Source organism: Bradyrhizobium canariense (assembly GCF_019402665.1).
GTDB lineage: Bacteria > Pseudomonadota > Alphaproteobacteria > Rhizobiales > Xanthobacteraceae > Bradyrhizobium > Bradyrhizobium canariense.
Genome location: NZ_VSST01000084.1, coordinates 134,330 through 157,268 on the forward strand (window position 1 = coordinate 134,330; position 22,939 = coordinate 157,268).

Consider the following 22,939-nt stretch of genomic DNA (forward strand, 5'->3'; position numbering starts at 1 on the left):
TTTTGAGATTTTGAAAAGCGCAAAGAACCGACGCCGTGGCGGATCCGCTGTGCTGCTGGCTAACGATCTTGCAAACTACCGCGTCATCTTGATCTGCCGCACGACGGGAATCGTGGGCAACGAGCCGGTGTGGTCGGACTCGTCCTTGGCCTGCGGAGAGGCCGGCGCGCGGGCGGTGGCGTCGGGGAAGCGCTGCTTCATCTCGCGCAGGAAGCCGTCGAGCGTGTCGACACTGGCAGCCAGCTTCGCGATATCGGCAAACTCTGCGCTGGAGGCGCCGGTCGGTTTGCTCGCGATGTCGAAGGCGAGCCGATCGGCGCTCTCGCTCATCAGCGGCGCATATTTCTCGCGGAAGCGCGACATGCCGATCGAGTCGTCGGCGAGCGCATAACCGACAGCCGCGCGGATGATGTCGCTTTTCTCCACACTGTTGAGCGGCTTGAAGTCACGGAAGCGCTCGCCGTAATAAAGCTCGATCTGCTCGGCGGATTCACGCCAGCGCCGCGCCGCCCAGAAGATGTCCGAGCGCAGCCGCAGCACCTCGCGTCCTGTAACGTTGGAGACGATGTCGAGCGCGAGATCGTGGCGGCCGACGTCGCTCTGCGCACGCGCCTCCAGCAGCAGCCGTTGCTGCCTGAGCTCGCCCGAGAGGTCGCTGATACGGCTCGCGCGCAACGCCGTGATCGCCATGTCGGGTCTGCGGTTGGCGAGATAGATCATGGAAAGGCGCGCGGCGACTTGCGCACGCGCCGCGCCTTCGAGGCGGTGGTCGACCTGGTATTGCAGGAGCTCGGCGGCCTGGTCGAGCAGATCGATCGAGGCGAGCCGGTCCGAGAGGCGCCGGATCAGTTCGTCGCCGCGGCGGCCGATCGGCGTCAGCTCGCGGAACTCGTAGAACATCCCCAGCGCTTCGATCGGCGGCAGCTCGTCGCCCTTGGGTCCCAGGAAGATCTGCGTGAACAGGTCGGAGGCGAGGTCCTGCGCCTGGCGCGAGGCTTCCGCGTTCGGCTGCAGCTTTGTCGCGGTACGCGCCGCGGTGAGCGCATCCCGGTAGCGCCCGTTCTCGGCAAACATCTGCGACAGCATCTGGAGCGTCTTGACCTCGATCGAGTCGCCGCGCCAGGTCATCGCGAGCGTTTCGAGCTCGCGCAGCGCGTCTTCCTTGCCGATCTCGTCGCGCTTCTGCCGCAGCGCGACTTCGAGCTGCTTGGCCTCGGCCGCGGCCGGCCGGTCGGACGAGCCGACCGCGAATTTGTAGTCGTCGAGCGCGTCCTTGTCGTGGCCGAGCGCTTCGGCGAGCCGGCCGCGCAGCACCGCGAAGCCGGGCGCTGCCTCGGGCGAGACGCCGACCACCTCGAGCTCGCTGCGGCGCTTGGAGGCACCGGCATAATCCTTCACCTCGAGCGAAGCGCGCATCGCCTCCATCGTTACGATGCGCTGGATGTCGAGCGGCAGCGAGGCGATGGCGAATTCGACGTTCTTGAACTTCTCGCGCGCGTCCGCCCATTTGCCCTGGCGCGCATAGGCGAGCGCCTTCCAAAGCTGAGAATCGTGACTGTTGCCGATCACGGGGTTGGCGAGGTCCTTCAGGCCCTGTGCCGGCCGGCCGATCAGGATGCTCGCGATCGCATGCATGATCAGCGCACCGCTCTCCTCCTTGTTGAGGGGATCGGCCAGCATCAATTCGGTGACGGCCTTGGCTTCGTGATACATCGCGCGCGACATGTAGAATTGCGCGAGGTCGAGCCGCGGCAGCGAACGCATCGCCGGCTCGACGTTGGAGATCGCCGTGATCAGCTCGTTCTGGCGCGCTATGAAGTTCTCCGACTGGCCCTTGCGCCAGGCTTCGGGGCTGAAGACCGGCCGCACTGCGGTCGGCGCGCGCTCGGCCGAGATGTCGACCGGCGACAGCGTCAGCCCGCCCTTCTTGCCGAGGATGACCTTGTCGGCTCCCACCTCGACGCCGACCTCGTCGGAATTCGGCCGGATCGCGATGCCATGTGCGGACTCCAGCAGCGCGAGGTCAACGAGGTCCTGTCGCTTGATGAAGCCGCGCACCGGCCGCTGCGCGGTGACGACATAGAGCGTGTCGCCGGCATCGGGATCGGTAAGCTTGTGCAGGAGGCCCGGATTGGCGAAGGGGATCGCGATGTTGGCGAGCGCCGGATCGGTGATGTTGCGCGAGATCATTAGCGGCAGCGGCGTCGCTTGGATTTTGTCGGCGAGGGTCAAGAGCCAGTTGGTCTGCTTGCCGACCTCCTCGCTCGTCAGCGAATAGACCAGCGGCCGGGTGAGACGGATGCGCACCGCCTGTCCCTTCTCGAGCGGGACGCGGCCGACCTCGCCGATCATCGCACCGCCCTTGGTGCGGATCGCCTCGACGTCGATCGGCTTCGCCGTATCGAACACCAGCCAGACGGTGTCGCCGCGGCGGAACGCTGCCGCAGGCGTTGCGACCTGAAGCGGGAAGGTCACCCGCAGGCCGTCGCTGTCGCGGCGCACATCGACGCTGGCACCAGTCGGCTGCGGCGCGGCGGGCGCCTCTGCCGGCACGGCCTTGACGGCTTCCTTGACCGGCTCCTTGACTGGCTCTTTGGCAGCTTCCTTCGCGGCCTCTTGAGGCGCTTCGACCACGACCGGCTTGGCAGGCGCGACCGCAGTTTCCGCAACTGGCGCGACGGTCTTTGAGACTTCCTTGGGCGTTTGCGGGGCGGACGCAACTTCGGCCGCAGGAGCCGGCACCGATTTCGGCGCTTCAGCGGGCGACATGGCGGCGGGCGCTTCCGCCTTCACCTCGGGCTTGACGTCGATCCTGGCTTCGCGCGCGATCGCCTCGGAGGTCGGCGGCGCGATCTCGCGCTGCGCGTCCTTCGGCTTCTCGGCCGCCGGTTTTTCGGGCCCAGGCGCCGGTCCATGAGCGGCGGGCTTGGCCTGCGCGATCGCAGCCTCGGCCGAATTGGCCATCTTGCTCTTGTCAGGCTGGAAGGAGATGTCGACGACGTAGTTCTTCTCGTCGCGGAACGAATGCACGTCGGAATCGCCGATCAGCGCGATCTCGACACTGGTCTGGTCGATGTCGGCCTTCTGCTTGATCGAGGCGACGTTCGGCGGCGCCGCGACGACCGCGTCCGCGAGATCGAAATTCAGGTTGGCGTTGAAGGCGAGCGTGAGCTTCTGCTCGTTGAGCACGGAGGATACGCCGACGCCGTCCGGCATCTCGAACACGAAGCGGACGAAGGTCGGCTGCACCGAGGCGCGCACGCGGATCTGCGGACGCTTCTTGCTCTCCGCCGCGGCGCGTTGGGCGCGCAGCGCCCGTTCGGCGACGCGCGCGCGCTCGGCGAGTTCCTTGACCACGTCCATCGGCAGGCTCGGCGGCGGTCCCTTCCACCCCTCCGGCAAGAGGTCGATGAAGGTTCGTTCGCCGGCATTCATGGTGTTGACGGTAACGCGCCGTGCCAGCGACAGGCGGATGGCGCCGCCATCGGGATCGCGGCGGGCGGAGTTGACGTAGTCGGGCGCGCCTTCCGGGACGCGGTCGACGGGCACGTCGACCGCCCGGTCGAAGCGGATGACGAGAATGGAGCCGGCCGTCGTCACCTCAGAGGGGACGTCCTCCCCGAGCTTGATCACGAGACGGGCAAAGCCGCCGCTGGCCGAGAAAGTCGCCTCGCCCCTGACAGCATCGGCCGCCCGGACAGGCGCCGTGAAGCCGATCAGCAGGCCGGCTGCCAGCAGCGGCGCCGCGCGGACATGACGCGACAGCCTCCGCGCCAGGGCGCGGGCTCGCGACACAAATCCAGCGGCAGCCTCTCGCGCCATTGGCGGCATTTCTTCCGGTTCGACGGTCCACGCCGGCATTGGTGCCGGCCCCTGCCCCAGACTGTAGATTTTGGCAATTAAGGACTTCTTAAGTATGAGCCCTCAATTCGGCTTTTGCGTCGGCTTGCCGTCGATCTTGGGCAGCTCGCCGGCCGAAGCGGACTGATCGCCGCCGCCATTGGCCCGGCGGGCCATCTCGACCGTCAGCCGCTCGGCGGCCTCCGGGGACATCAATCCCATGATGTCCGACATTTTTCGCGGCGCGATCTGCGAGGCGATCTCGATCAGCACGCCCATCTCGAGCCGGTCAAAGACCCGCGCGGCGTCCTTGGGCTTCATGCCCTCATACATGGTCACGAGGCCCTTCATGCGCTGGGCTTCGGCGGCCTTCTGCTCGGCCTGCGTCGCGGAGATACGGGTTTCTACCGCCTTCATCTCCTCGACCTTGTTTTCGATGCGCTTCTCGGCGGATTTCAACAGGCTCTCGCGGATGTCAATCTCGCGCTGGCGGGCCTCGATCTCCTGGCGGCGCGACTGCAAGCGTTCCAGGATCGCGCGCTCCGAGGCGGAGATCTGCGACTGGGCTTCCTCCTTGACGGCGGCGCCTTCGGACTTGGTGTCGGGTGCGGCCGGCTTCGGCGCCTCCTTCGGCGCGCCATGGGTCGAGCCCGTGATGTCGGGATCCTCACGGCTGGCCGGGAAGTTCAGATTCTCCTGCGCCCAGGACTTCTTGGTCTGGCTCGGCTTGTAGTCGAAGACATAGCCGCCATTGATCACAAGACCCGTGACCTTCAGCGTGGCGAGGCCAGCGACGGCAACCAGCACGATCGGAATGACGCGGATGTTGCGAAAAGACTTCATACCCTGACTTTATGCGGCAAGACCGTTGGATCGTCGGCGCTCGGAGAAGGCTTCGGCCGCAGCCGCCACCGCCTTCGCCGACGAGGGCTTGGCTGCGGGCGCGGCGACCATTTCCGCGTTCGTCACGGGGCGCGCGGCGATTGCGATCTTGGACAGGCGCCGCACCACGTTGTCGGCTTCGCCGAGCTGCTTGTAGAGCTGCTCGGACATCTGGGTCGCCGCAGCGAGCTGGCTGCCGAGGTTCTCGTTGACGTCGCGCACGGCGAGCTTCAGCCCGCCGATCGCGCGCTCGGCGATCTCGGTTGCGGTGATCAGCTCCCCGATGACCGCCTTCAGCGAATGCTCGTCCGCCTTCAGCCGCGTCAGCCGCTTGTTGAGCGTGACGCAGTAGACGATGGTCAGCATCAGCAGGATAGCCACCAGCGTCTCGATCGCCATTCCTAGGGAGTGGTTCATGGGGCCTCCATCATCTTGTTCTGCTCGTCGACCTTTTCGAACATCGCAAGTGTCGTACTTGGCTTGCGCAAGGGTTTCGTCACCCGTATCGCGACGCGATCGCCGACCCGGCCCATGCGTCCTTCGGTGATGGTGACGTCGCCGCAGCGAACGGTGACGTTGGCATCCGCGCGCATGTCCAGCGGCAGCGTGTCGCCGACCTTCAGCCGCATCAACTGCTTGAGCGGAATGTCGGCTTCGTAGAGCACGGCGTCGACGGAGATCTCAGCCTGGACGATCTCGGTGGCGAAATGGCCTTCCCAGATCTGGTCGCGGCCGAACTTTTCGCCCATGAACATCTGGAGCAGGACGCCCCGGATCGGCTCGATGGTCGCGTAAGGCAGCAACAGCTCGATGTTGCCGCCGCGATCTTCCATGTCGATGCGCAGGCGCACCAGGATCGCGGCGTTGGCAGGACGGCTGATCGCGGCGAAACGCGGGTTGGTCTCGAGCCGGTCGATGGTGAAGGTCACCGGCGACAGCGGCCGGAACGCCTGTTCGGCATCGGTCATGACGACTTCGACCAGCCGCTTGACCAACTCTGTCTCGATCGTGGTGTAGGGCCGGCCCTCGATGCGCAGCTGGCTCGAGCCGCGGCGGCCGCCGAGCAGCACGTCGATCATCGAGTAGATCAGGCTGGAATCGACCACGGCCATGCCGAAATTGTCCCACTCTTCGGCTTTGAAGACGGTGAGGACGGCGGGCAGCGGAATCGAGTTCATGTAGTCGCCGAAGCGCACCGAGGTGATGCGGTCGAGCGAGACTTCGACGTTGTCGGAGGTGAAATTGCGTAACGAGGTCGTCAGCAACCGCACCAGGCGGTCGAAGACGATTTCGAGCATCGGCAGACGCTCGTAGGAGACCATCGCCGAATCGATGATGGCGCGAATGCCGGAATGGTCGTCGAGCGTGACGTCGCCGACCGCGAAGCCGAGGAGGTTGTCGATCTCCTCCTGCGACAGCACCCGTTCGCCGGAATTCTTGCCGGCGCCGAGATCGCGGCTGCCATCCTCGACCATGGCCGCCCATTGCAGGGCCATGGTCTCGGACAGTTCGTTTTCGGCAGCAGCCTTCGCGGCCTCGGCGGGATCCTCGGAATCAAGCGAGGCCTCCCATTGGGCGGCAATTGCATCCTGGTCTGGTTGGTCGGTGCCTGCCATGATCCCTAGCCCGTCATGCTCACTGGATCACGACTTCCTTGAACAGCACCGCGCTGACCTGGACCGGAGCGACCGCCGCGTTGACGCGCTTGGTCAACTCTTCCTTGAGGCGGAAGATGCCGGCGGAACCGTTGAGGTCAGAGGAGCGCAGCTCGCGCGCATAGGTCTGGAAGATGTCGGTGATGCGCGGCATCGTCGGCTTGATCGCCTCGACCTGCTTCTCTTCCTTCAGCTCCAGCACGATCTTGAGCTTCAGATATTGCACGCGCTCGCCCGGCGCGCCGGCGAGGTTGACCATGATGTCGGGAACCTCAACAAAAGCCGGCGGCTTCGGCGGAGGCGCCGCCTCGGCGTGATGCTCGTCGTCGCCGTGACGGAAAAAGAAGAACCAGGTCGCGGCGCCGCCGCCGAGAACGGCGAGCAGGCCCACCACCATGATCATCAGCTTGAACTTGTTCTTGGGCGGAGCGGCTTCCGCGCCCTCAGCGGCTCCGCCGCCTTCCGCTTCATTCTCTGCCATGATCGCCGCGCTCGCTCATCTCTCAAATGGGTCGAAAGAGCGAAGCTCCTGGCAGACAGTGACGCGATACAAATGCCCCAGCGCAGTGCTCCTCTTACGCGCAAACGCTACGGTAATAATGGTTAACGGAACCTTTCGATTGGGCCTTCACTAGGAAAAATCTGCCGGGCAAACATGGCTAACAGACCCTTTCTGCCGCCTCCCCGCGCCCTCGAAAAACAGACAAGAGACTGAAACAACACAATTTTCCAGCTTGGCACGAGTTTCGCTGAGAAAGGATCGAGACCCAGGGTTTGGGAGAACCCGAGGTCTCGTTCACGGGATCGGCCAAGGCGCTTGGGAGAGCGAGCTGGCAGATCTCACTCAGGGGAGATTTCCGATGCAGAACGCGCTTCTGATCGGGTTGTCACGACAGATGACGTTGGAACGGCAGATGGATGTCATCGCCAACAACGTCGCTAACGCCAACACCAACGGCTTCAAGGCCGACCATTCGCTTTTCGAGGAGTACCTCAACTCGAACGCGCGTGAGGACAATTTCGTCGGCTCCGACCGCCGGGTCTCCTATGTGCAGGACCGCGGCACCTTCCGCGACGTCGGTCAGGGGCCGATGGAGCCGACCAAGAATCCGCTCGACATGGCGATCAGCGGCAACGCCTATTTCGCGGTTCAGGCCAATGGCGCCGAGCGCTACACCCGCGACGGCAAATTCTCGCTCAACAACACCGGCCAGCTCGTCACCTCCGACGGCAACCTCGTGCTGGGCACCAGCGGCCCGATCACCTTCCAGCCGACCGACCACGATATCAACGTCGCGCCGGACGGTACCGTCACGGTGCTCGAGGGCACGGCCAAGAACGACTCGATCCGCGGCAAGATCCGCATGGCCTCGTTCGACGATCCGGCCAAGCTGACCAAGCTCGGCGCCAACCTTTACAACATCGGCTCCGCGGTCCCGCAGGCCGACACCAAGTCGACCGTGCAGCAGGGCTACGTCGAGAAGTCGAACGTGAACTCGGTCGGTGAGATGAGCCGCATGGTCGAAGTCATGCGCAGCTACACCGCCATCGCCAACCTGCTCCAGCAGCAGAGTGACATGCACAAGTCGGCGATCGAGAAGCTCGCCGACGTTCCGGCCTGATTGAGGGAGAACTGACATGCAGGCGCTTCACACCGCAGCAACCGGAATGGCGGCACAGGAACTCAACGTTCAGGTGATCTCCAACAACATCGCGAACCTGCGCACCACCGGCTTCAAGAAGCAGACCGCGGCGTTCCAGGACCTGATCTACGAACACGTCCGCCGCGTCGGCGCCCAGTCGTCCGACCAGGGCACCATCCTGCCGGTCGGCGTCGACATCGGCGGCGGCGTCAAGACCGTCGGCACGCCGCGCAGCATGACCCAGGGCACGCTGTCGCAGACCGGCAACGACCTCGACATGGCCATTACGGGCGAAGGCTTCTTCAAGATCCTGATGCCTGACGGCAGCTTCCAGTACACCCGCGACGGCACCTTCCAGATGGACAATCAGGGGCGCATCGTCACGGCGCAGGGCAACCCGGTGCAACCGACGATCACGATCCCGAACAACGCCTCGGGCCTCACCATCAACGTGCAGGGCCAGGTCTCGGTGACGCTGCCGGGTTCGTCGACCTCGGCCGTCCAGGGCCAGATCGGCCTGACCCGATTCATCAACAAGGCCGGCCTCCAGCCGGTCGGCAACAATCAGTTCACCGAGACGCCCTCCTCCGGCCCGCCGCAGGACGGCACCGCGAGCTCCGAGGGTTTCGGCAACATCACCCAGAGCAGCCTTGAGCAGGCCAATGTCGACGTCGTCTCGGAAATGAGCGACCTGATCGCCGCCCAGCGCGCCTACGAGATGAACGCCAAGGTGATCAGCGCCGCCGACCAGATGATGCAGTCGACCACGGCGCTGTTCCGCTGAGGTGATGACGATGATCCGCACCACCCTCGCCACGATCTCCGCTCTCCTCGTGCTGGCGCTGCCCGCACGGGCCGCCGACGATTTCATCGCGACGCCGACGCTGCGCGCGAGCATCACCGTGACCTCGGACGTGGTGCGGGTCGGCGATCTCATCGACAATGCCGGCTCGGCCGCGCTGATCCCGGTCTACCGCTCGCCCGATCTCGGCACCACCGGTGCGCTGCCGGTCGCCCAGGTGCTGGCGGTGTTGCGCGCAAAACAGGTGATCGGCGTGATGACCGGCGACATCAAGGAGGTCCAGGTCATCCGTCTCGCCCGCACGCTGGCGAACAAGGACCTCGAAACCGCGGTCGCCACGGCGCTCGAGCGCCGCTTCGGGCTTGGCGATGCCGCCAACATCACCGTCACGTTCGACCGCGGCATTGCCGACATGCGGCTGGATGCCTCCAACACCGGCACGCTGCAGCCGGTCGCGACCCGCTACGACGCCCGCAGCGGCCGTTTCGACATCGCCTTCGAGATCAACAACGACAGCAATCCGGCACCGACCAAGCTGCGTTTCACCGGCACCGCGATCGAGACGGTGGAAGTGGCCGTGCTGACGCGCGACATCGATCGCGTCGATCTCCTGAAGGCCTCCGACGTCGCCATGGAGCGCCGGCCGAAGGCCGAGGTCACCGGTGAGGCCGCCTCGCGCGACCGCACGCTCGGCATGCAGCTCCGCCGGCCGATGCGGGCGGGGACGCCGATCCGCGTCGCCGACATCGTCAAGCCCGACTTCGTGCAGCGTGACCAGAACGTCACTGTTATTTACCAGGTCCCCGGAATCTACCTCACCACGCGCGGCAAGGCGATCGAGAGCGGCGCCGAGGGCGACACCATCAGCGTGCTCAACCTGCAGACCAAGCGCACGCTGAGCGGCGTTGTCACCGGCCGCGGCCAGGTGACGGTCCAGGGCGCCAGCCAGGCCGCGCCAATGCCGGCCGCGGTCGAGCAGACCTCCTCGCTCAAGCGCGACGAGGCGCCCGCCCCCGTCGACACCGCAGCCCTCGTCCGGAACCTGGTCCAGACCCCGGCATCCCCGGCCCAGATCGCGCAAGCCCAGATCCCGCAAGCTCCAGCCAAGTCAGAGTAAGTCATGTCCACGTTCAGTTCGGCTTTTCGTCTTCGTCGCATCGCGATCTCTGCCCTGCTGCTGGCGACTTGCGCGCTGGCGAGCGGCTGCTCATCGATCGACCGTTTGTCACAGATCGGCGAGCAGCCGAAATTATCGGCGATCGACAATCCGACGACGCAGCCCGGTTACAAGCCGGTGCAGATGCCGATGCCGAAGCCGGAAGTCGCCTCCTACAATCCGAACTCGCTGTGGCGCAACGGCAGCCGTGCCTTCTTCAAGGACCAGCGCGCCCACCAGGTCGGCGATCTCCTGACGGTGGCCGTGAACATCACCGACAAGGCCAATATCGAAAACGATACCCAGCGCAGCCGCACCAACAAGGAAGATTCCGGAATCACCGACTTCATCGGCGCCAAGACATTGGGCGCCCAAGCGCAGAAGGTGTTGCCCGGCCGCATCCTCACCGCCGACTCGACCGCGTCTAGCGAGGGCAAAGGAAGCGTGGACCGCAAGGAAGCGTTGCAGACCAACGTCGCAGCCGTCGTCACCCAGGTCCTGCCCAACGGCAACCTCGTGGTCGAAGGCAAGCAGGAGATCCGCGTCAACTACGAAATCCGCGAGCTCATCGTCGCCGGCATCGTCCGTCCCGAAGACATCCAGAGCGACAACACCATCGATTCCACCAAGATCGCGCAGGCCCGCATCGCCTACGGCGGCCGCGGCCAGATCATGGACGTGCAGCAACCGCGCTACGGCCAGCAAGTCATGGACGTGCTGCTACCCTTCTAGCTTCTCCCGAGCTCCCACATCGTGTTCGCGAACCTAGGCGCGGACGACGATGTACGACGCGGCCCTCGCTAGCTCCCCTGGCGAGGGCCGCATGTATTTTGCGACGGCTGCATACAGCGCGTCGGGCACGCGCGATTGCAGCGACGCCGCTCCCCCTATCCGCCCTCTCAACTGTCATCGCCCGCGAAGGGGGGCGATCCAGTATTTCGAGACGTCAGTGATGAACCGAGAAGCCGCGGCGTACTGGATTCCCCGCCTTCGCGGGGCATGACGACGTAGTGCCCGCAGCGCGCCCGCAGCGCCTACGTAAACTCCGCCTCCACCGTCCCCAGCCCGTCCAGCTCCATTCGCACCTTGTCGCCGGGTTTCAGCCACAGCGTCTTGACGAGGCTCCCGGTGAGAACGAGCTGTCCTGCGTGCAGACCCTTGCCCTCGGCGGCGAGATGGTTGGCGAGCCAGGCGAGTGCGTTGTGGGGATGGCCGAGCACGTCGGCGCCGGTGCCGTGGCTGACCTCTTCGCCGTTGACGATGGCGCGGCCTTTGACCGCCTTCAGGTCCGGCACCGACGAGCGCGGCACGACCTCACCCAGCACGCAGCCGGCGGCGAAGAAATCGTCGGCGATCAGCGTCGGCGCCCCCATCGTTTCCCACTTCACATAGCGGTCGTCGACGATCTCGATCGCGGGATGATAGGCCTCGACGGCTTCGCCGACCCATTCAGCCGTGAACGGCGCCTCGCCGGCGGCGAGATTGCGCTTCAGCCGCACCGCGATCTCGCATTCGACGCCGACGCGGACATAGTCGGCAGCCGCGAGCCGCACACCGCTGTCGTGGACGCCCTTCTGGAACACGCCGCCGCCGCAAGGATGCGGAATGCCGATGTATTCCTGCATCACCTGGCTGGTGCAGCCGATCTTGTAACCGACCAGCGGGCCGACATGCGGCAGCAGTAGATCGTGCAGCGCGCGCTGGACCTGATAGCCCTCGGCTTCATCGGCCGGAGGAACTTCGAGCGCCGCGAGCGGTGCATGGTTGCGGCGCGCCTGCGCGATCGCCTTTGCGGCTGCGAGAATTCTGTCCATCGGCGCCGGCTCCTACACACCACAATCGAGGGCGGCACTTCAGCATCCCCGCCGGGGCGTGACAAGCGCAAGAGACCCCACGGCAGCACGTCATCGCCAACCCAAGCTGGATGAGCTGCGAACGCTGATCGGGCACATCATGGCAAGCCACACGGGCTGTGCCGGCGTTTAAGGAAATATTGAGCTGGTCCGGGCTTTATCGGGATGCGCGCCTTGTAGCGTCGCATCAGGCCTGATTGCAGCAATGCGTGAAGCTGCTGGATCGGTGCCTCAGCATTCGAGTCGATGTCCTTGATGCGACTCGCAAAACCTCCCGCACCTGAAGTGAAAGGCTGTTTCTCATCCGAACTCACGTGAGCTCGGAGGAGTTGAGTCTAGCCCATTGATCGCGATTCACTTTTCGCGATTGCGCTCGCGCGCCGAATGCGCGGTTGCAAGCGACAGGCAAAATGCAGATCACGGCGCGAAAAGGCGCGCCTTGCGTTTATGCCGCCACATTAAGAGCGGGTCCCCTAAGTTATTGAAATCACGAGCAGCGGCATCGGGCAAACGAGTCGACGCTGACTAAAAGAACGAGTCGATTGGCAGCCTTTGACGAGAAAAACGAGTCGCGCTCCGCAAGCGGTTGAAATACCTAAGCAAAGTAGTTTGTCAAAACCCCCGAGGGCGCAATCGGTCTGAGGGAAAGAAAGACGGCCCGCGATCCGCACGCCGCGCGGCTGGGCATCCGTGCTGCAGGAAGCCGGCGCCATCCGCGAATGCGAGGGGCACGGCTGGAAGCGGGACCGAGACGACCCGCACGCCCGCGCGCGCGCTCGACATCGCGCGTCGCGATCGGCCGTCGGGCCTCTCGTTCGACGAGGCAGTTGCCGAGGTCCGTGACGTCCCGGACTCGAGCGGTGACACCTGCCCGGAGTGACCACCCGAACTCAAGTAGGCCCTCTACTCCGTAGGCCCTCTATTCACAAGAGGCCCTCTATTCACAAGTTGAGCCGCTGCCGCCTGCGACGTTTGCTATGCCCTTAGCAGCAGCGCAAACGCCATATGGCCGGAAGGCGGAGTGGGCCAACAGCGGTCATGGCACGCTTGGCTTTAGAGTGCAATTAATGGTATGCTTCAAAGATTAAGGTCAACTGGGCGTCGTGTTGAGCCGCTGAATTTTCCTTAGGTTCGACGAGCGCTTGTCTCCCCTTTGAACCAAAGTGAGGAGTTCGCCATGAAATCGACCCGACGATCATTCGTAAACGGCGCGGCTGCAGTCAGCTTGGCATTCACAGTCTTCAACGGAATGCCCCTGCCTGCAAACGCACAAACAGTCACTCCTGAGGAAGCGCGGCAGATCGCCGAGGGCGCGTATATCTATGGCTATTCGCTCATCACCACCTATGTCACCCAGGTTCAGATGAGCAATGTGCCAAAGGTTGAAGGGCTTACGGCGCCGACCGGACAGTTCATCAACGTTCCGCGCTATCCGCCCGCCGATTATCGTGGCGTTTCGGCGCCAAATGCGGACACACTTTATTCTCTGGGTTGGCTCGACCTGACTGAACCGCAGGTGTTCAGTCACCCAGATATGGGCGATCGTTTCTATTTGTTCGAGCTGACCGATCTTTGGATGTCGGACTCCGAGTCATCGCCGAGCAAACGCACGGCTGACGGCAAGGCCGCCAACTACCTGTTCACCGGGCCTGGCTGGAAGGGCGAGGTACCGGCAGGCATGAAGCAGTTCCCCATGGCGACGCGCTACATGGTCATTCTGGGCCGAACTTATGCCGATGGCACCGAACAGGATTACAAGGCAGTCAACGAGCTGCAGGCACAGTACAAGATCACGCCGCTTTCCTCATGGGGCAAGTCGTATACACCTGTCGCGCCGCCGGTGAATCCGAATCCCGGCTTCAGCATGACCGATAAGCCGCAACCGGTCATCATCGCTATGGGAACCGAGGGATATTTCAATCTCTTGGCGAAGCTAATGGGTGGAGATGCACCGCCAGCCGCGGGAGATGGCCCCATCCTTGCGAGCATGGCGAAGATCGGCATCGTACCTGGCAAGCCGTTTGAGATGAGCAAGCTCGATCCCGCTGTGCAGGCTGCATTGAAGGACATTCCGCAATCAGCCCTGAAGAAAATTGAAGACAACAAGGCAGCCTTGGGCGGAATCATGGACGGCTGGGTGGTGACAAAGGGACTAGGTACCTACGGCCCCGACAGCTACATGAAGCGCGCTGTGGTTGCGGCATTCGGTTGGCCCGCCAACCAGCAGCGGGATGCGGTCTATCCCTACACGGAGACCGATTCGACGGGACAGAAGCTGACGGGCGCAAACAAGTACACCTTGACCTTCGCCAAGGACGCGACGCCGCCGGTCAACGGCTTCTGGTCGATCACCATGTACATGATCGACCAGGGCTGGTGGTTCGTTCCCAACCCGCTGAACAAATTTACCGCCAGCCTGCGCGACAATCCAAAGTTCAATGCCGATGGTTCGCTGACGCTTTACTTCCAGAATGAATCGCCGGGTAAGGACAAGGAAGCGAACTGGCTTCCGGCTCCGAAGGGCGAGTTCATTCCGATGCTGAGGATGTACTGGCCGAAGAACGAGTCGCCTTCGATCCTGAACGGCTCGTGGAAGCCCCCGGCAGTACAAAAAGCCAGCTAAACATGTACCGCGCTGGGGCGCCAACGCACCGGTGCGGTATTTCCCACGCGCAGTTAAATCGGAGAAAAGTTTGACGTCCGAGTCGGGTCAAAACGCGAAAAACTCAACGTGAGAAAATTTGGTCCGCCATGCCTCGGTGAGCGGACCTCGTGGGGATGCCGCCACTTCGCCAGGGCCAATTGCAGACATTAGACAGCGGCGCAGGATCGGCTTTCTCAACACTGAAAGCCGCAGCTTGCTTGCTCCTAGTATTTTCTGACGACGGGTTTTGTTGTCGGAGGCGCTCCGGGCGCAGGCGGCGAGATAGAGAAGGTGACCCAGGTATTCCAGCCTGATGGCCGGTTTTCCGCAGCGAACTCTCCGTAAGCTTTCAGATTGAGATAGCCCTGCATGTCGCCGACCGGGAAAAGGAAACCGATCTGGGGTCCGATACCAACCACCTGGGACTGGAAGCAGCCGACACGGTCACCCGAACCGCTGTCACAGCCCAGCCCCTTGTATACATAGCCGACGAGGCCGACCATCACCTGCTTCGACAGGAATTGCGATGCACCCCAGTCGAAATGCATGTCGACGCCGCTTTGATACTGCGTCGCAGTGTTCTTGAAATTGTAGGTGAAGCCGAGCACGCCGGAGAATTCGTGACCGGTCTGCGGATTGAAATAAGTGTAGCCGCCGCCGGCGTCGATCGCGCCGTGTCCGATGCCCAGGTTCGACAAGCGATCGGATTGGTAGGCGCCAACCGGGATGTCGCCGGTGATATAGGTCATGTAGTTGTGGACGCCGGCGTTCCAGCGCAATGCGAACTGCGGCGCCAGATCCCCAAAGCCCCAAGTCGTGTCGCTGATGGTGTCGGACCGGGCAAAGGGAACATTGCCGAACGGCGTCGTGAGCACGCCGGACAAGGTCCCCGCCAGGCTGGTGCCGACGACGCCATAGGCTGCCAGGAGGGACACTGAGGCCTGGCCGCCGAGCACCGGCGTTGCAAACACGTAGCTCGGCAGCACAAGGCCGAGATCACCGGTGGCGTTGAGATGCAAATTCAGATTCGCGTTTACGTTGAGGTTGGCGGGAACTCTTCCAAGCGTGAATTCACGCGCCCGCGCGACGTCGGCGCCGGCGGAAACGGAGGTGTGGTAGTAGATATTTGCCAGTGACCAACCCGGCTGCTGCGGTGTGGCCGCGAGGCTTCCGAAGAGGCCAGGGATCCAGAAACTGATGCCGTTTTCGTCGGCGAAAGCAGACGGGGCGGAAAGCATTAGAGTGGACGTCAGGAGCGCTGCAGAAATAACTCTGCGTCGATGTGCTGTGATTGGCCGCGCACCATTAGCCGAGGCCAGTGCAATTCTCGCCGTCATAGCCAGCCGTCCCCCGCAGGATGTGTCGCCTCCGAATACAACTCGGCGATACTGTAGCCCTGGAGCAAGCAGGACTGCTATGTAAAATCCGCTCAGGATTGATTTGCCAGAAAAAAGGTGAAAACTGCGACGAAAGAGCAACAGCCTCGCCGGTGCGGCCTGCTGGCCGATGCTCCGACGCAGCGGCGCCATCGCGTTCTCGCGGACCGGGAATCCATCCAGCGGCTACTGCGCTGTTGATGTTCACGGAAAACGACAATCCGCTTCCCATTCCCTTCATGGTCGTGCTGATTTTCTGGCTGACCATGATCTGCGTAAGCTTTGGCCTGTTTGCCCAGCCCGGCGCAACCGTCGCCGGCCTTGCTCGTCGCCTTCGCGCCGTCGGGCGCCGGAGCGATCTACCTTGTCCTGGAGCTCGGGCAGCCATTCGCAGGCCTGATGCAGATCTCAAGCGCACCGCTTCGCCAGGCGCTTTCGCCGCTGAGCCTTTGGCATTGACCAGGGCGGTTCAGCTACTTGGCTTGCTTGGCGAACTGCAGGCAGGTCAGCAAGCTGACGTAGCTTCGCGTGCTGTTTTCCATCCCGGCGCAGCTTACTCGGCTCGAGCTGGTAAATGTTGACCACTGGCTTTCGAGCTGGCGCTGCGCGTCCTGCTCGTCGCTTATGCACCGCTTGAGCGGCTGGTCCTCGGACATGCCAGCCGTCGCACTGGCAGTGGCCTTGCAGCTACCCCCGATGTCAAATTTAGGGACCGTATCGGCCGCGGCGACGACCAATTGCGAGCTCAGAACTATCAGCGAAATCGAGAGAGGCATCTGAAATCTCCTACTCACCAGTGCCAAGGCAGTAATGTGCCCGAAGAACCTGCCCTCATCGAACAGATTCGACCTTCGCGGCCATATCGGGGGCGCGTCCGATCCGGTACGTCCCGTTGCTGCATTTCAGTGTCCAGACGGCGTAGTCCGGCCTGGAGCGCTTTTTGTCCCTCACCGCCTCCAGTGGCTTGTCGCATGCGAACCCCTGCAGACGTATCTGCGCGGCCAGCCCCTCCTGCGGATTGTCGGCCCCCGCAAGCGGCTGCGCCTGCGCAACCGGGCTGAAAAGAACAGCGACGGCCAGCATCATCGGTCCAAGCGATCTACCCATGATGTCGTCCTTCTCGCCGTCCTTACCGCTCGCATGGCCAAGCCCATCCAACCATTGTTCAGCCTGGTCGCGCGAGGCCTATTTGGTCACTATTCGCCGCAAATGGCTTGAGATCAATTCGAGCTGTTTGCAGCCCCTCAACTCATCTTCTTCGCCGGCGGAAGCTTCCAAGAATTGTCGATGATCAAGGGATCGTTTTCGCTCGGCCAGTACAGCCGCATCATCAGGACGAAATCGCCGCGAGGGGCCGAAAACCTCGGCTACCTCAACGAGTATTACCCTAGCACGGAACGCAAGCGTCAGCCATTGCTATTATGCGCCTCCACGTCCATGTGGCCCGTCCGCAACATTTCGGATGGGGCGACGGGTCGAAAGGGGCTGATCAAACGACTTGACGCTGCGGCCCGTCTTTCACGATGTCGATTTTCCATGAATTTTCGTGCGGCACGACGGAGGGCCAGGTCCGTCGGCTACTCGCTGATATCTTCCATCCCCACCTGATCGCCACTTCGATTTCACAGTCTCAGACGAGTGATTTGGTCTTTCGTCATCGGGCGTCTCCGCGTTGTCACACAGCGAACACCCATCTCGGACACAGCATTCGATCAAACCTCTGCCGTTTTTGGCATAGCTAACCATCGCAACCCGCGGTAGTGTTCCACGCATTCGGTTCGAGGCTTAAAAACGGAGACGATATAATGAAGCTCCTTCTTAGCCGCCTTGCAGTCACTGCAGTCAGCGCCGCGCTGACCTTGCCACAATTGGCCCCCGCACAGACCGCCCCCGCCAATGCTCGTCAATTGGTCAGATGAGGCAATACCCTTCGCGACGTATTCTCGCGCCGACTTGGGCATAGCCGACATCGGCCGACAGTTCTGATATATAGTGCGGTGCGTTTGAGCAGGGGCCGCTGCAATCAAGGCGATGCAGCGATGTCCATCGGACGACGTGTCTGGAGTGGCGAGGATGTCGAGGAAATTACCGCTCTGGCTTCGCTTCTTCGCGCTTATCGGAGTAGTGATCGTTGCGACAGGCGCAGGTCTCCTCGCCTATCGGTACTACGCTCGCCCGGTCACGCTGACCGTGGCGGTCGGGTCGATCGACGGCGAGGCAGCCAATGCAATGTTGGCGATGGCGAGCGAACTCGTTTCGACGAACGCGCCGGTGCGGCTCAAGGTCATCGACAGCGGCACAGCGCTTGAGGCCGCTGCCGCGTTCTCCACGGGTAAGGTCGATCTGGCCGTGGTTCGCGGCGATGTCGGCGATTTGTCGCAGGCGCAAGCCGTCGTCGTCGTCAGCCATATGGTCGTACTGGTCATCGCGCCGCCGGGATCGGGCACCGACAGCATTGAAAACCTCAAAGGACGCGCGATCGGCGTGGTCGGTGGGGTGGCGAACGCCAAAATTGTCGATGTGCTGACCAAAGAATATAATTTGGCAAACGCAAAAGTTGTGTTCAAAAATCTTCCTTTGGCGGACGTCCGGCAAGCCATTCAGTCAAAACAGGTCAGTGCCCTGCTGGTCGTGATTCCGCTCGCCGAAAAATACCTCTCACTCGTTCGCGGATTCTTTCAGCTCGACCATAAAAAGGTCCCGGTATTGATCCCGATCGATTCAGCGGGAGCAATTGCAGAGACAGAACGCGCCTTCGAAAGCTTCGACGTGCCGAAGGGCACGCTGCGGGGGTCGCCACCGGTCCCGGAAGATGATCTGACGACCTTGAGGACGTCGTTGTACTTGGTTGCGCAAAAGAAGCTCGGCACCGATCTGGTGACCAGACTCACGCAGGCGATCATGAGCGCGCGCAGGAATCTTCTGCGCGAGCAGCCGATTTTCGCGCAGATCACCGCGCCCAGCACCGACCAGGATGCCTACCTTCCGCTCCACCCCGGTGCGGCCGCTGTCTACAACAGCACCACGCAGAGCTTCATGGATGAATACGGCAACTGGATCTATCTGACGCCGATGGTGTTGGGCGGCGCCGCCACTATGCTGGCGGCGGCGTGGAAATTCCTGGGGCTCGGTAGCCCCGCACCTGAAGGCCCGCTCGACTCTCTCTACGCCCTGGCACGTCGGATTCGGAAAGTCGATACAGAGGCTGAGCTTTCGGATATCGAAGAAGAAATCGACGGCATTCTAAGAGCGGAGCGCGCCAAATCCGCTGGTGGAGACGAGCGCGCGGTGGATGATGCCACATTGAACGTTGCAGCCCACCGGCTGGAGGGCTTGATCCACGACCGACGAGCCCTGCTCGCGAAGAGGCCCGCAGTTGCTTCCGCGGCCTAGGCGACACCGCAACGTCGCGGCATGCCGTGGCACGGCGATTGCGGGAACGCAAAATGGACGGAGTGACCCCGCTGCCTCGCGACACTGGTGAATCATGAATGCAATCGCGTTATCGGGCATCACGTTTGTATGCATCGCGGGCGGCGCCCTGTTCGGTATGTTCCTTCCTGGGCATCACCTGAGCACCGATGAGAAGGATGTGGTCAGGCTGGGCACGGGCCTCATCGGGACGATAGCCGCGCTTGTCCTCGGCCTGCTGATTGGCTCGGCGAAGGGCTCCTACGACACGCAGAGCACTCAAGTGACGCATATGACGAGCAGCGTGGTAGTGCTGGACAATCTGCTGGCGCAGTACGGACCGGAGACGAACGACGTACGCCGTCTGTTACGGCGCAGCGTCGCTGTTTTGGCCGATCGAATGTGGCGCGAGAATAGTTCCGAGGCGGCCAAGGGGACCCCTTTCGAGGCGAGCGCCGCAAGCGAGGCATTCTTCACGAAGCTGCAGCAGCTTTCGCCGCAGAACGATGCCCAGCGCTCCGTGCAGGCCAGGGCCGTACAGATCGCCACCGAGATTGCGCAAAGCCGCCTGCTGCTGTTCGCACAGACGAGCAATTCGATCCCCATGCCGTTCCTGGTGGTGCTGATTTTCTGGCTCACCATCATCTTTGGAAGCCTCGGCCTGTTTGCCAAACCCAGCACAACCGTTTTCTGCGCGCTGTTCGTTTTTGCACTGTCGGCCGCGGGAGCGATCTACCTGGTCTTGGAGCTTGGTCAGCCATTTACGGGTTTGATGCAAATTTCCAATGCGCCACTGCGCAACGCTCTCACGCCGCTCAGCCCCTAGGCCATTCGCATGATCGAGGTTGTTGAGCTGATTGAACGAGATCTTCTCGTTCTCCGAGGTGGCCGGATGGAGCGCGACGGGACAGGTGACGAGCGATAGACGCAAAATTCGTTTCCAGTTCGCGCGGGGGACCATGGGTACGCAGCGCTCCGCTCGGCGGCATCGTGTTTGTGATAATGGCGCTGGGGTCCATTGTCGCGGTGCCCATCATCTTGGGCTATGTCGGTCTGAGTGGCGCAGGCGACCTGCTGCTCCGGATCGGACGGTGGCCAGCGATGTTTCTGATCCTGACGCTCGCGCTCGCAGTGATCTATCGCTATGGGCTCAGCCGGGAGACGGCGCGCTGGCGGTGGGTCGCCTGGGGCAGTGCGATCGCCGCCCTGCTCTGGATCGCAGTTTCCGGCGCCTTCTCCTGGTACGCGGCGAATTTCGGCAAGTTCAACGAAACCTACGGCTCGCTCGGCGCTATCATCGGCTTCACGACCTGGCTGTGGATCTCGGCCATCGTCGTTCTGCGCGGAGCGGAGATCGATGCGGAGATGCACCCGCGCTCCTCTGGAGCCGACCGGCTTCGAGGGGCCGGTCGTGGTGGTGGATCGCAACGCAACCGAGTGTGTCGGCCTGCGCCTGCTACGAGACCCGCTTGACGCCGGGCGGCTGCCACGTCCCTGCGCCCGCCGGAAGGATCGAAGGCGGCGTTGGCTTCGGCCAGTACAGGCGCATGACAAGATAGATTCTGTCATCCGGCGCTGGAAGCCAATTTGCTGCCGCATCTGCGCCGGGGCTATCCTTTTGGATGTACAGCGTCACCGAGCCGTCTGCGTCCTTCTTCATCGCCGTCAGCATCGGAGAGTTGATGAGGTAGCGATTGATCGGGTTCTTGACCAAGAACTGGCTCTTGCCGTCGTACATCGTAACCGACCAAAACGCATTGACCGGCGGTAACTGGCCGGGCGCAAAGGTGATGGTGTACTTGTGCTTGCTGCCGTCGAGCGCCTCCCCGGTCGCGTCCGTTCGCGTATAGGGGTACATGGCTTCCACCGCATCGTTGCCATAGAGACCGCCCTTGGCAGCCCCGGCCCGCATCACCCAATCACCGTTGTAGAAGGTCTCGTCGCCAAAAAACGAACCGACGTTCCAGCCGTTGATGTTTTTGTTCCCACCAGCCAGCCATTTGTCGACCTTGTCGTCACCCTGCTTCATGCCCACGAGGATTTCGGCCTTGTGTTCGAGGGATAGATCCTTGAAGGCGAAGGTCTTGCCGGGACCGACGCCAAGCCTTGCAAGTTTCGCACGGATCGCCTTGTCCCTCGCTGTCTCGGGGACGAATTGGAGGGCTGCATCGAGATATTGGAAGAAGTTATCTTTGATGCCGGCCGTGCTGGCAGGAAGAAACTCAATCTTGGGCGCCGCCGGCGGGGCGGGTTGTTTACTGAAGGCAGAAAGCGGCTCCGCCCTGTAGCCGGACTGAACTTTCTCGACGTTCGACATGTCGCCGGGATTGAAGAGCTGAGTGCGAAAAATCGCAAGCGTGAACGGCGTGGTCGATCGGAACACCTGCTTGATTCTGCTGGGCGTTTCACCCTTCCAGTCGGGACCGACCACCAGATAGTCGCCCGGCTCGCTCCCCGTGGCGCGGGCGCCGATGTAGCCGAAATTGTAGGTGTTACCGTCTATCAACTGGACCGAGTAATAGCGCTCCTTCTCGATCGTCGGCACCGAGACGACTATTGGTTCAGCCCGCAAATCCAGCCAGAGCAACGAGTAAGGGGTGTCGCTGTTCGGCGTGATGACGGCGGTGTCCTCCGGGGTAGCGACGTGGTGCTCGTTGTTGATCTGGTTGAACGGTGCCTTGAACTGCCCCGAGTTCTTGTTCACGGCAAATTCTTGCATGACCGCATAATTCATCACGAGCGGTAAGCCGTAGATGAAGCCTTCCTCGGCTATGTCCTTGGCCTCGATTAGGTTCGGCCATTCGACCTTATTCTGCCCAAACGCCGGGGCGGACCTCGCCGTGGTGACCGCGAGCGCTGTCATCGAAGCAGAGCGAAGCAGGTCTCGTTTCGTAAGCATCTGAACAACTCCTGCCGGTCGCACTTATGATCGGAGCGCGCTTAGGTAGCAGGAGGACGTTAGCACCAACCAGGATGCTTCGCTATGCGGAAACACCCACCCGCCGCGTCGGCAGAATCACGCCCGCCGCCGATCACGCCGGGATGGTTGCGCAAAAGCGAATGTCATGTGTATGCAAACGAAATAGGATCAGAAAATGCTTTATTTCATATATGCGCGCGACGGTGCGTGCCGGATCATATTGAGACGAGAGACGCGGGCTGCGGCCGAAAAGAAGGCTGCCGAACTCCGCGACATGGGTTGATTCGAGGTCGAGATCATCGAGAAGCCCGAAGAAAAAGCTGCCTGAGCGCTCTCGTCGGGCCGCAGCGGGTCATGTTCGCAGATGGTAGACAAGCTGCGGCGTCTGAAGAGGCGCTCTAGGCTGACTTAGGCGCATTCCTCAAATGAATGAGAGCTCGACGACCCGCAGAGGTGAGGTCAGTGAGGGTGATCTTCCCCTCCAGTGCGGTTTGGATCAGTTCCTCGGCGACGTATCTGCGGCTTTCGTGATCGCCGCCGTTCGGCAATTCCCGACAGACCTCTTCCAGGACCACGTCCATGTTCGCTTGAACTCGTTCCGGAAACTCGCCCATGCCCTTCGCTCCTTGGAGGAAAAAACGGCGGAAAGCTAAGCACTTTTCTGCGGCGGGTACAGCGGAGGATCGCGGCGAGGTTAAAGGGCGTTTGTGCAGAAGTGAACGGACGCGTTGATGGTTCGCGAACAATTGCACGCGGC

19 protein-coding genes and 2 pseudogenes are annotated in these 22,939 nt (G+C 62.5%); 9 read left to right on the plus strand and 12 right to left on the minus strand.

The window, feature by feature from the left end; all coding sequences use genetic code 11:
* Positions 1 to 75: 75 nt before the first annotated feature.
* From FXB41_RS35665 to fliL, 5 genes are all read right to left on the minus strand, one after another.
* Complete coding sequence (locus FXB41_RS35665) at positions 76 to 3,861, minus strand: tetratricopeptide repeat protein (protein WP_246649442.1); 3,786 nt, start codon at positions 3,859 to 3,861, stop codon at positions 76 to 78.
* A gap of 63 nt (positions 3,862 to 3,924) precedes the next feature.
* Positions 3,925 to 4,683, minus strand: a complete 759-nt coding sequence (locus tag FXB41_RS35670; RefSeq protein ID WP_219685048.1) for a MotE family protein — start codon at positions 4,681 to 4,683, stop codon at positions 3,925 to 3,927.
* Positions 4,684 to 4,692: 9 nt separating this feature from the next.
* On the minus strand, positions 4,693 to 5,139 hold the full coding sequence (locus FXB41_RS35675) for a DUF6468 domain-containing protein (protein ID WP_007602137.1): 447 nt from the start codon (positions 5,137 to 5,139) through the stop codon (positions 4,693 to 4,695).
* Positions 5,136 to 6,338 (minus strand): flagellar motor switch protein FliM, encoded by a 1,203-nt coding sequence (gene fliM / locus FXB41_RS35680; RefSeq protein WP_007602134.1) that lies wholly within the window; start codon positions 6,336 to 6,338, stop codon positions 5,136 to 5,138. Before fliM ends, FXB41_RS35675 begins: the two co-directional genes overlap by 4 nt.
* Positions 6,339 to 6,357: 19 nt before the next feature.
* Positions 6,358 to 6,858, minus strand: a complete 501-nt coding sequence (fliL, locus tag FXB41_RS35685; protein WP_007602133.1) for a flagellar basal body-associated protein FliL — start codon at positions 6,856 to 6,858, stop codon at positions 6,358 to 6,360.
* A gap of 379 nt (positions 6,859 to 7,237) precedes the next feature.
* On the opposite strand from fliL, the gene flgF reads away from it, so the two are divergent.
* The 4 genes from flgF to flgH are packed head-to-tail and all read left to right on the plus strand — an operon-like array spanning position 7,238 to position 10,710.
* Entirely contained in the window at positions 7,238 to 7,999 is a 762-nt protein-coding gene (flgF, locus tag FXB41_RS35690) for a flagellar basal-body rod protein FlgF (RefSeq protein ID WP_219685049.1), read from the plus strand.
* Between the two features lie 16 nt (positions 8,000 to 8,015).
* Entirely contained in the window at positions 8,016 to 8,804 is a 789-nt protein-coding gene (flgG, locus tag FXB41_RS35695) for a flagellar basal-body rod protein FlgG (RefSeq protein ID WP_219685050.1), read from the plus strand.
* 10 nt (positions 8,805 to 8,814) lie between these two features.
* Complete coding sequence (flgA, locus tag FXB41_RS35700; protein WP_219685052.1) at positions 8,815 to 9,939, plus strand: flagellar basal body P-ring formation chaperone FlgA; 1,125 nt, start codon at positions 8,815 to 8,817, stop codon at positions 9,937 to 9,939.
* Positions 9,940 to 9,942: 3 nt separating this feature from the next.
* Complete coding sequence (flgH, locus tag FXB41_RS35705; RefSeq protein ID WP_027518924.1) at positions 9,943 to 10,710, plus strand: flagellar basal body L-ring protein FlgH; 768 nt, start codon at positions 9,943 to 9,945, stop codon at positions 10,708 to 10,710.
* A 302-nt stretch (positions 10,711 to 11,012) separates the two neighbouring features.
* Here flgH and FXB41_RS35710 read toward each other — a convergent pair whose 3' ends face one another.
* Positions 11,013 to 11,792 (minus strand): 2-keto-4-pentenoate hydratase, encoded by a 780-nt coding sequence (locus tag FXB41_RS35710; RefSeq protein ID WP_219685053.1) that lies wholly within the window; start codon positions 11,790 to 11,792, stop codon positions 11,013 to 11,015.
* 702 nt (positions 11,793 to 12,494) lie between these two features.
* Here FXB41_RS35710 and FXB41_RS41240 point away from each other — a divergent pair.
* Together FXB41_RS41240 and FXB41_RS35715 are read left to right on the plus strand one after the other, a co-directional pair.
* Positions 12,495 to 12,711, plus strand: a pseudogene (locus tag FXB41_RS41240) (hypothetical protein).
* A gap of 297 nt (positions 12,712 to 13,008) precedes the next feature.
* Positions 13,009 to 14,454 carry a DUF1254 domain-containing protein gene (locus tag FXB41_RS35715; RefSeq protein WP_219685055.1) on the plus strand — a complete coding sequence of 482 codons (1,446 nt, stop codon included), beginning with the start codon at positions 13,009 to 13,011 and terminating at the stop codon, positions 14,452 to 14,454.
* Between the two features lie 245 nt (positions 14,455 to 14,699).
* On the opposite strand, the gene FXB41_RS35720 is transcribed toward FXB41_RS35715, so the two are convergent.
* The 3 genes from FXB41_RS35720 to FXB41_RS35730 all read right to left on the minus strand — a co-directional run bounded on the left by FXB41_RS35720 (position 14,700) and on the right by FXB41_RS35730 (position 17,009).
* Positions 14,700 to 15,713 carry a SphA family protein gene (locus FXB41_RS35720; RefSeq protein ID WP_219685080.1) on the minus strand — a complete coding sequence of 338 codons (1,014 nt, stop codon included), beginning with the start codon at positions 15,711 to 15,713 and terminating at the stop codon, positions 14,700 to 14,702.
* A 611-nt stretch (positions 15,714 to 16,324) separates the two neighbouring features.
* Complete coding sequence (locus tag FXB41_RS35725; protein WP_219685056.1) at positions 16,325 to 16,627, minus strand: hypothetical protein; 303 nt, start codon at positions 16,625 to 16,627, stop codon at positions 16,325 to 16,327.
* Positions 16,628 to 16,682: 55 nt separating this feature from the next.
* Positions 16,683 to 17,009 (minus strand): hypothetical protein, encoded by a 327-nt coding sequence (locus FXB41_RS35730; RefSeq protein WP_246649443.1) that lies wholly within the window; start codon positions 17,007 to 17,009, stop codon positions 16,683 to 16,685.
* A 915-nt stretch (positions 17,010 to 17,924) separates the two neighbouring features.
* On the opposite strand from FXB41_RS35730, the gene FXB41_RS35735 reads away from it, so the two are divergent.
* Together FXB41_RS35735 and FXB41_RS35740 are read left to right on the plus strand one after the other, a co-directional pair.
* Positions 17,925 to 19,244 (plus strand): TAXI family TRAP transporter solute-binding subunit, encoded by a 1,320-nt coding sequence (locus FXB41_RS35735; protein ID WP_219685057.1) that lies wholly within the window; start codon positions 17,925 to 17,927, stop codon positions 19,242 to 19,244.
* A gap of 94 nt (positions 19,245 to 19,338) precedes the next feature.
* Positions 19,339 to 20,088, plus strand: a complete 750-nt coding sequence (locus FXB41_RS35740) for a bestrophin-like domain (protein WP_219685058.1) — start codon at positions 19,339 to 19,341, stop codon at positions 20,086 to 20,088.
* A gap of 21 nt (positions 20,089 to 20,109) precedes the next feature.
* Here FXB41_RS35740 and FXB41_RS41245 read toward each other — a convergent pair.
* Positions 20,110 to 20,223: pseudogene (locus tag FXB41_RS41245) on the minus strand (non-homologous end joining protein Ku); the annotation flags it as partial.
* A 29-nt stretch (positions 20,224 to 20,252) separates the two neighbouring features.
* Here FXB41_RS41245 and FXB41_RS35745 point away from each other — a divergent pair.
* Positions 20,253 to 20,735 (plus strand): YihY/virulence factor BrkB family protein, encoded by a 483-nt coding sequence (locus tag FXB41_RS35745; protein ID WP_311985938.1) that lies wholly within the window; start codon positions 20,253 to 20,255, stop codon positions 20,733 to 20,735.
* On the opposite strand, the gene FXB41_RS35750 is transcribed toward FXB41_RS35745, so the two are convergent.
* Together FXB41_RS35750 and FXB41_RS35755 are read right to left on the minus strand one after the other, a co-directional pair.
* Complete coding sequence (locus FXB41_RS35750) at positions 20,719 to 22,161, minus strand: DUF1254 domain-containing protein (protein ID WP_219685059.1); 1,443 nt, start codon at positions 22,159 to 22,161, stop codon at positions 20,719 to 20,721. The two genes, FXB41_RS35745 and FXB41_RS35750, sit on opposite strands and share 17 nt — an antisense overlap.
* Before the next feature lie 419 nt (positions 22,162 to 22,580).
* A complete protein-coding gene (locus FXB41_RS35755; protein ID WP_219685060.1) occupies positions 22,581 to 22,796 on the minus strand; it encodes a hypothetical protein in 216 nt (71 codons plus the stop codon).
* Positions 22,797 to 22,939: the final 143 nt, after the last annotated feature.

Bases quoted from the DNA above. Each gene is read 5' to 3' on its own strand.
- FXB41_RS35670 (WP_219685048.1), bottom strand. From the start codon at position 4,683: ATGAAGTCTTTTCGCAACATCCGCGTCATTCCGATCGTGCTGGTTGCC.
- flgH (WP_027518924.1), top strand. From the start codon at position 9,943: ATGTCCACGTTCAGTTCGGCTTTTCGTCTTCGTCGCATCGCGATCTCT.
- FXB41_RS35750 (WP_219685059.1), bottom strand. From the start codon at position 22,161: ATGCTTACGAAACGAGACCTGCTTCGCTCTGCTTCGATGACAGCGCTC.
- fliL (WP_007602133.1), bottom strand. From the start codon at position 6,858: ATGGCAGAGAATGAAGCGGAAGGCGGCGGAGCCGCTGAGGGCGCGGAA.
- fliM (WP_007602134.1), bottom strand. From the start codon at position 6,338: ATGGCAGGCACCGACCAACCAGACCAGGATGCAATTGCCGCCCAATGG.
- flgG (WP_219685050.1), top strand. From the start codon at position 8,016: ATGCAGGCGCTTCACACCGCAGCAACCGGAATGGCGGCACAGGAACTC.
- FXB41_RS35710 (WP_219685053.1), bottom strand. From the start codon at position 11,792: ATGGACAGAATTCTCGCAGCCGCAAAGGCGATCGCGCAGGCGCGCCGC.
- FXB41_RS35675 (WP_007602137.1), bottom strand. From the start codon at position 5,139: ATGAACCACTCCCTAGGAATGGCGATCGAGACGCTGGTGGCTATCCTG.
- FXB41_RS35735 (WP_219685057.1), top strand. From the start codon at position 17,925: ATGTCGAGGAAATTACCGCTCTGGCTTCGCTTCTTCGCGCTTATCGGA.
- FXB41_RS35715 (WP_219685055.1), top strand. From the start codon at position 13,009: ATGAAATCGACCCGACGATCATTCGTAAACGGCGCGGCTGCAGTCAGC.
- flgA (WP_219685052.1), top strand. From the start codon at position 8,815: ATGATCCGCACCACCCTCGCCACGATCTCCGCTCTCCTCGTGCTGGCG.
- FXB41_RS35755 (WP_219685060.1), bottom strand. From the start codon at position 22,796: ATGGGCGAGTTTCCGGAACGAGTTCAAGCGAACATGGACGTGGTCCTG.
- flgF (WP_219685049.1), top strand. From the start codon at position 7,238: ATGCAGAACGCGCTTCTGATCGGGTTGTCACGACAGATGACGTTGGAA.
- FXB41_RS35740 (WP_219685058.1), top strand. From the start codon at position 19,339: ATGAATGCAATCGCGTTATCGGGCATCACGTTTGTATGCATCGCGGGC.
- FXB41_RS35725 (WP_219685056.1), bottom strand. From the start codon at position 16,627: ATGCCTCTCTCGATTTCGCTGATAGTTCTGAGCTCGCAATTGGTCGTC.
- FXB41_RS35720 (WP_219685080.1), bottom strand. From the start codon at position 15,713: ATGCTTTCCGCCCCGTCTGCTTTCGCCGACGAAAACGGCATCAGTTTC.
- FXB41_RS35665 (WP_246649442.1), bottom strand. From the start codon at position 3,861: ATGCCGGCGTGGACCGTCGAACCGGAAGAAATGCCGCCAATGGCGCGA.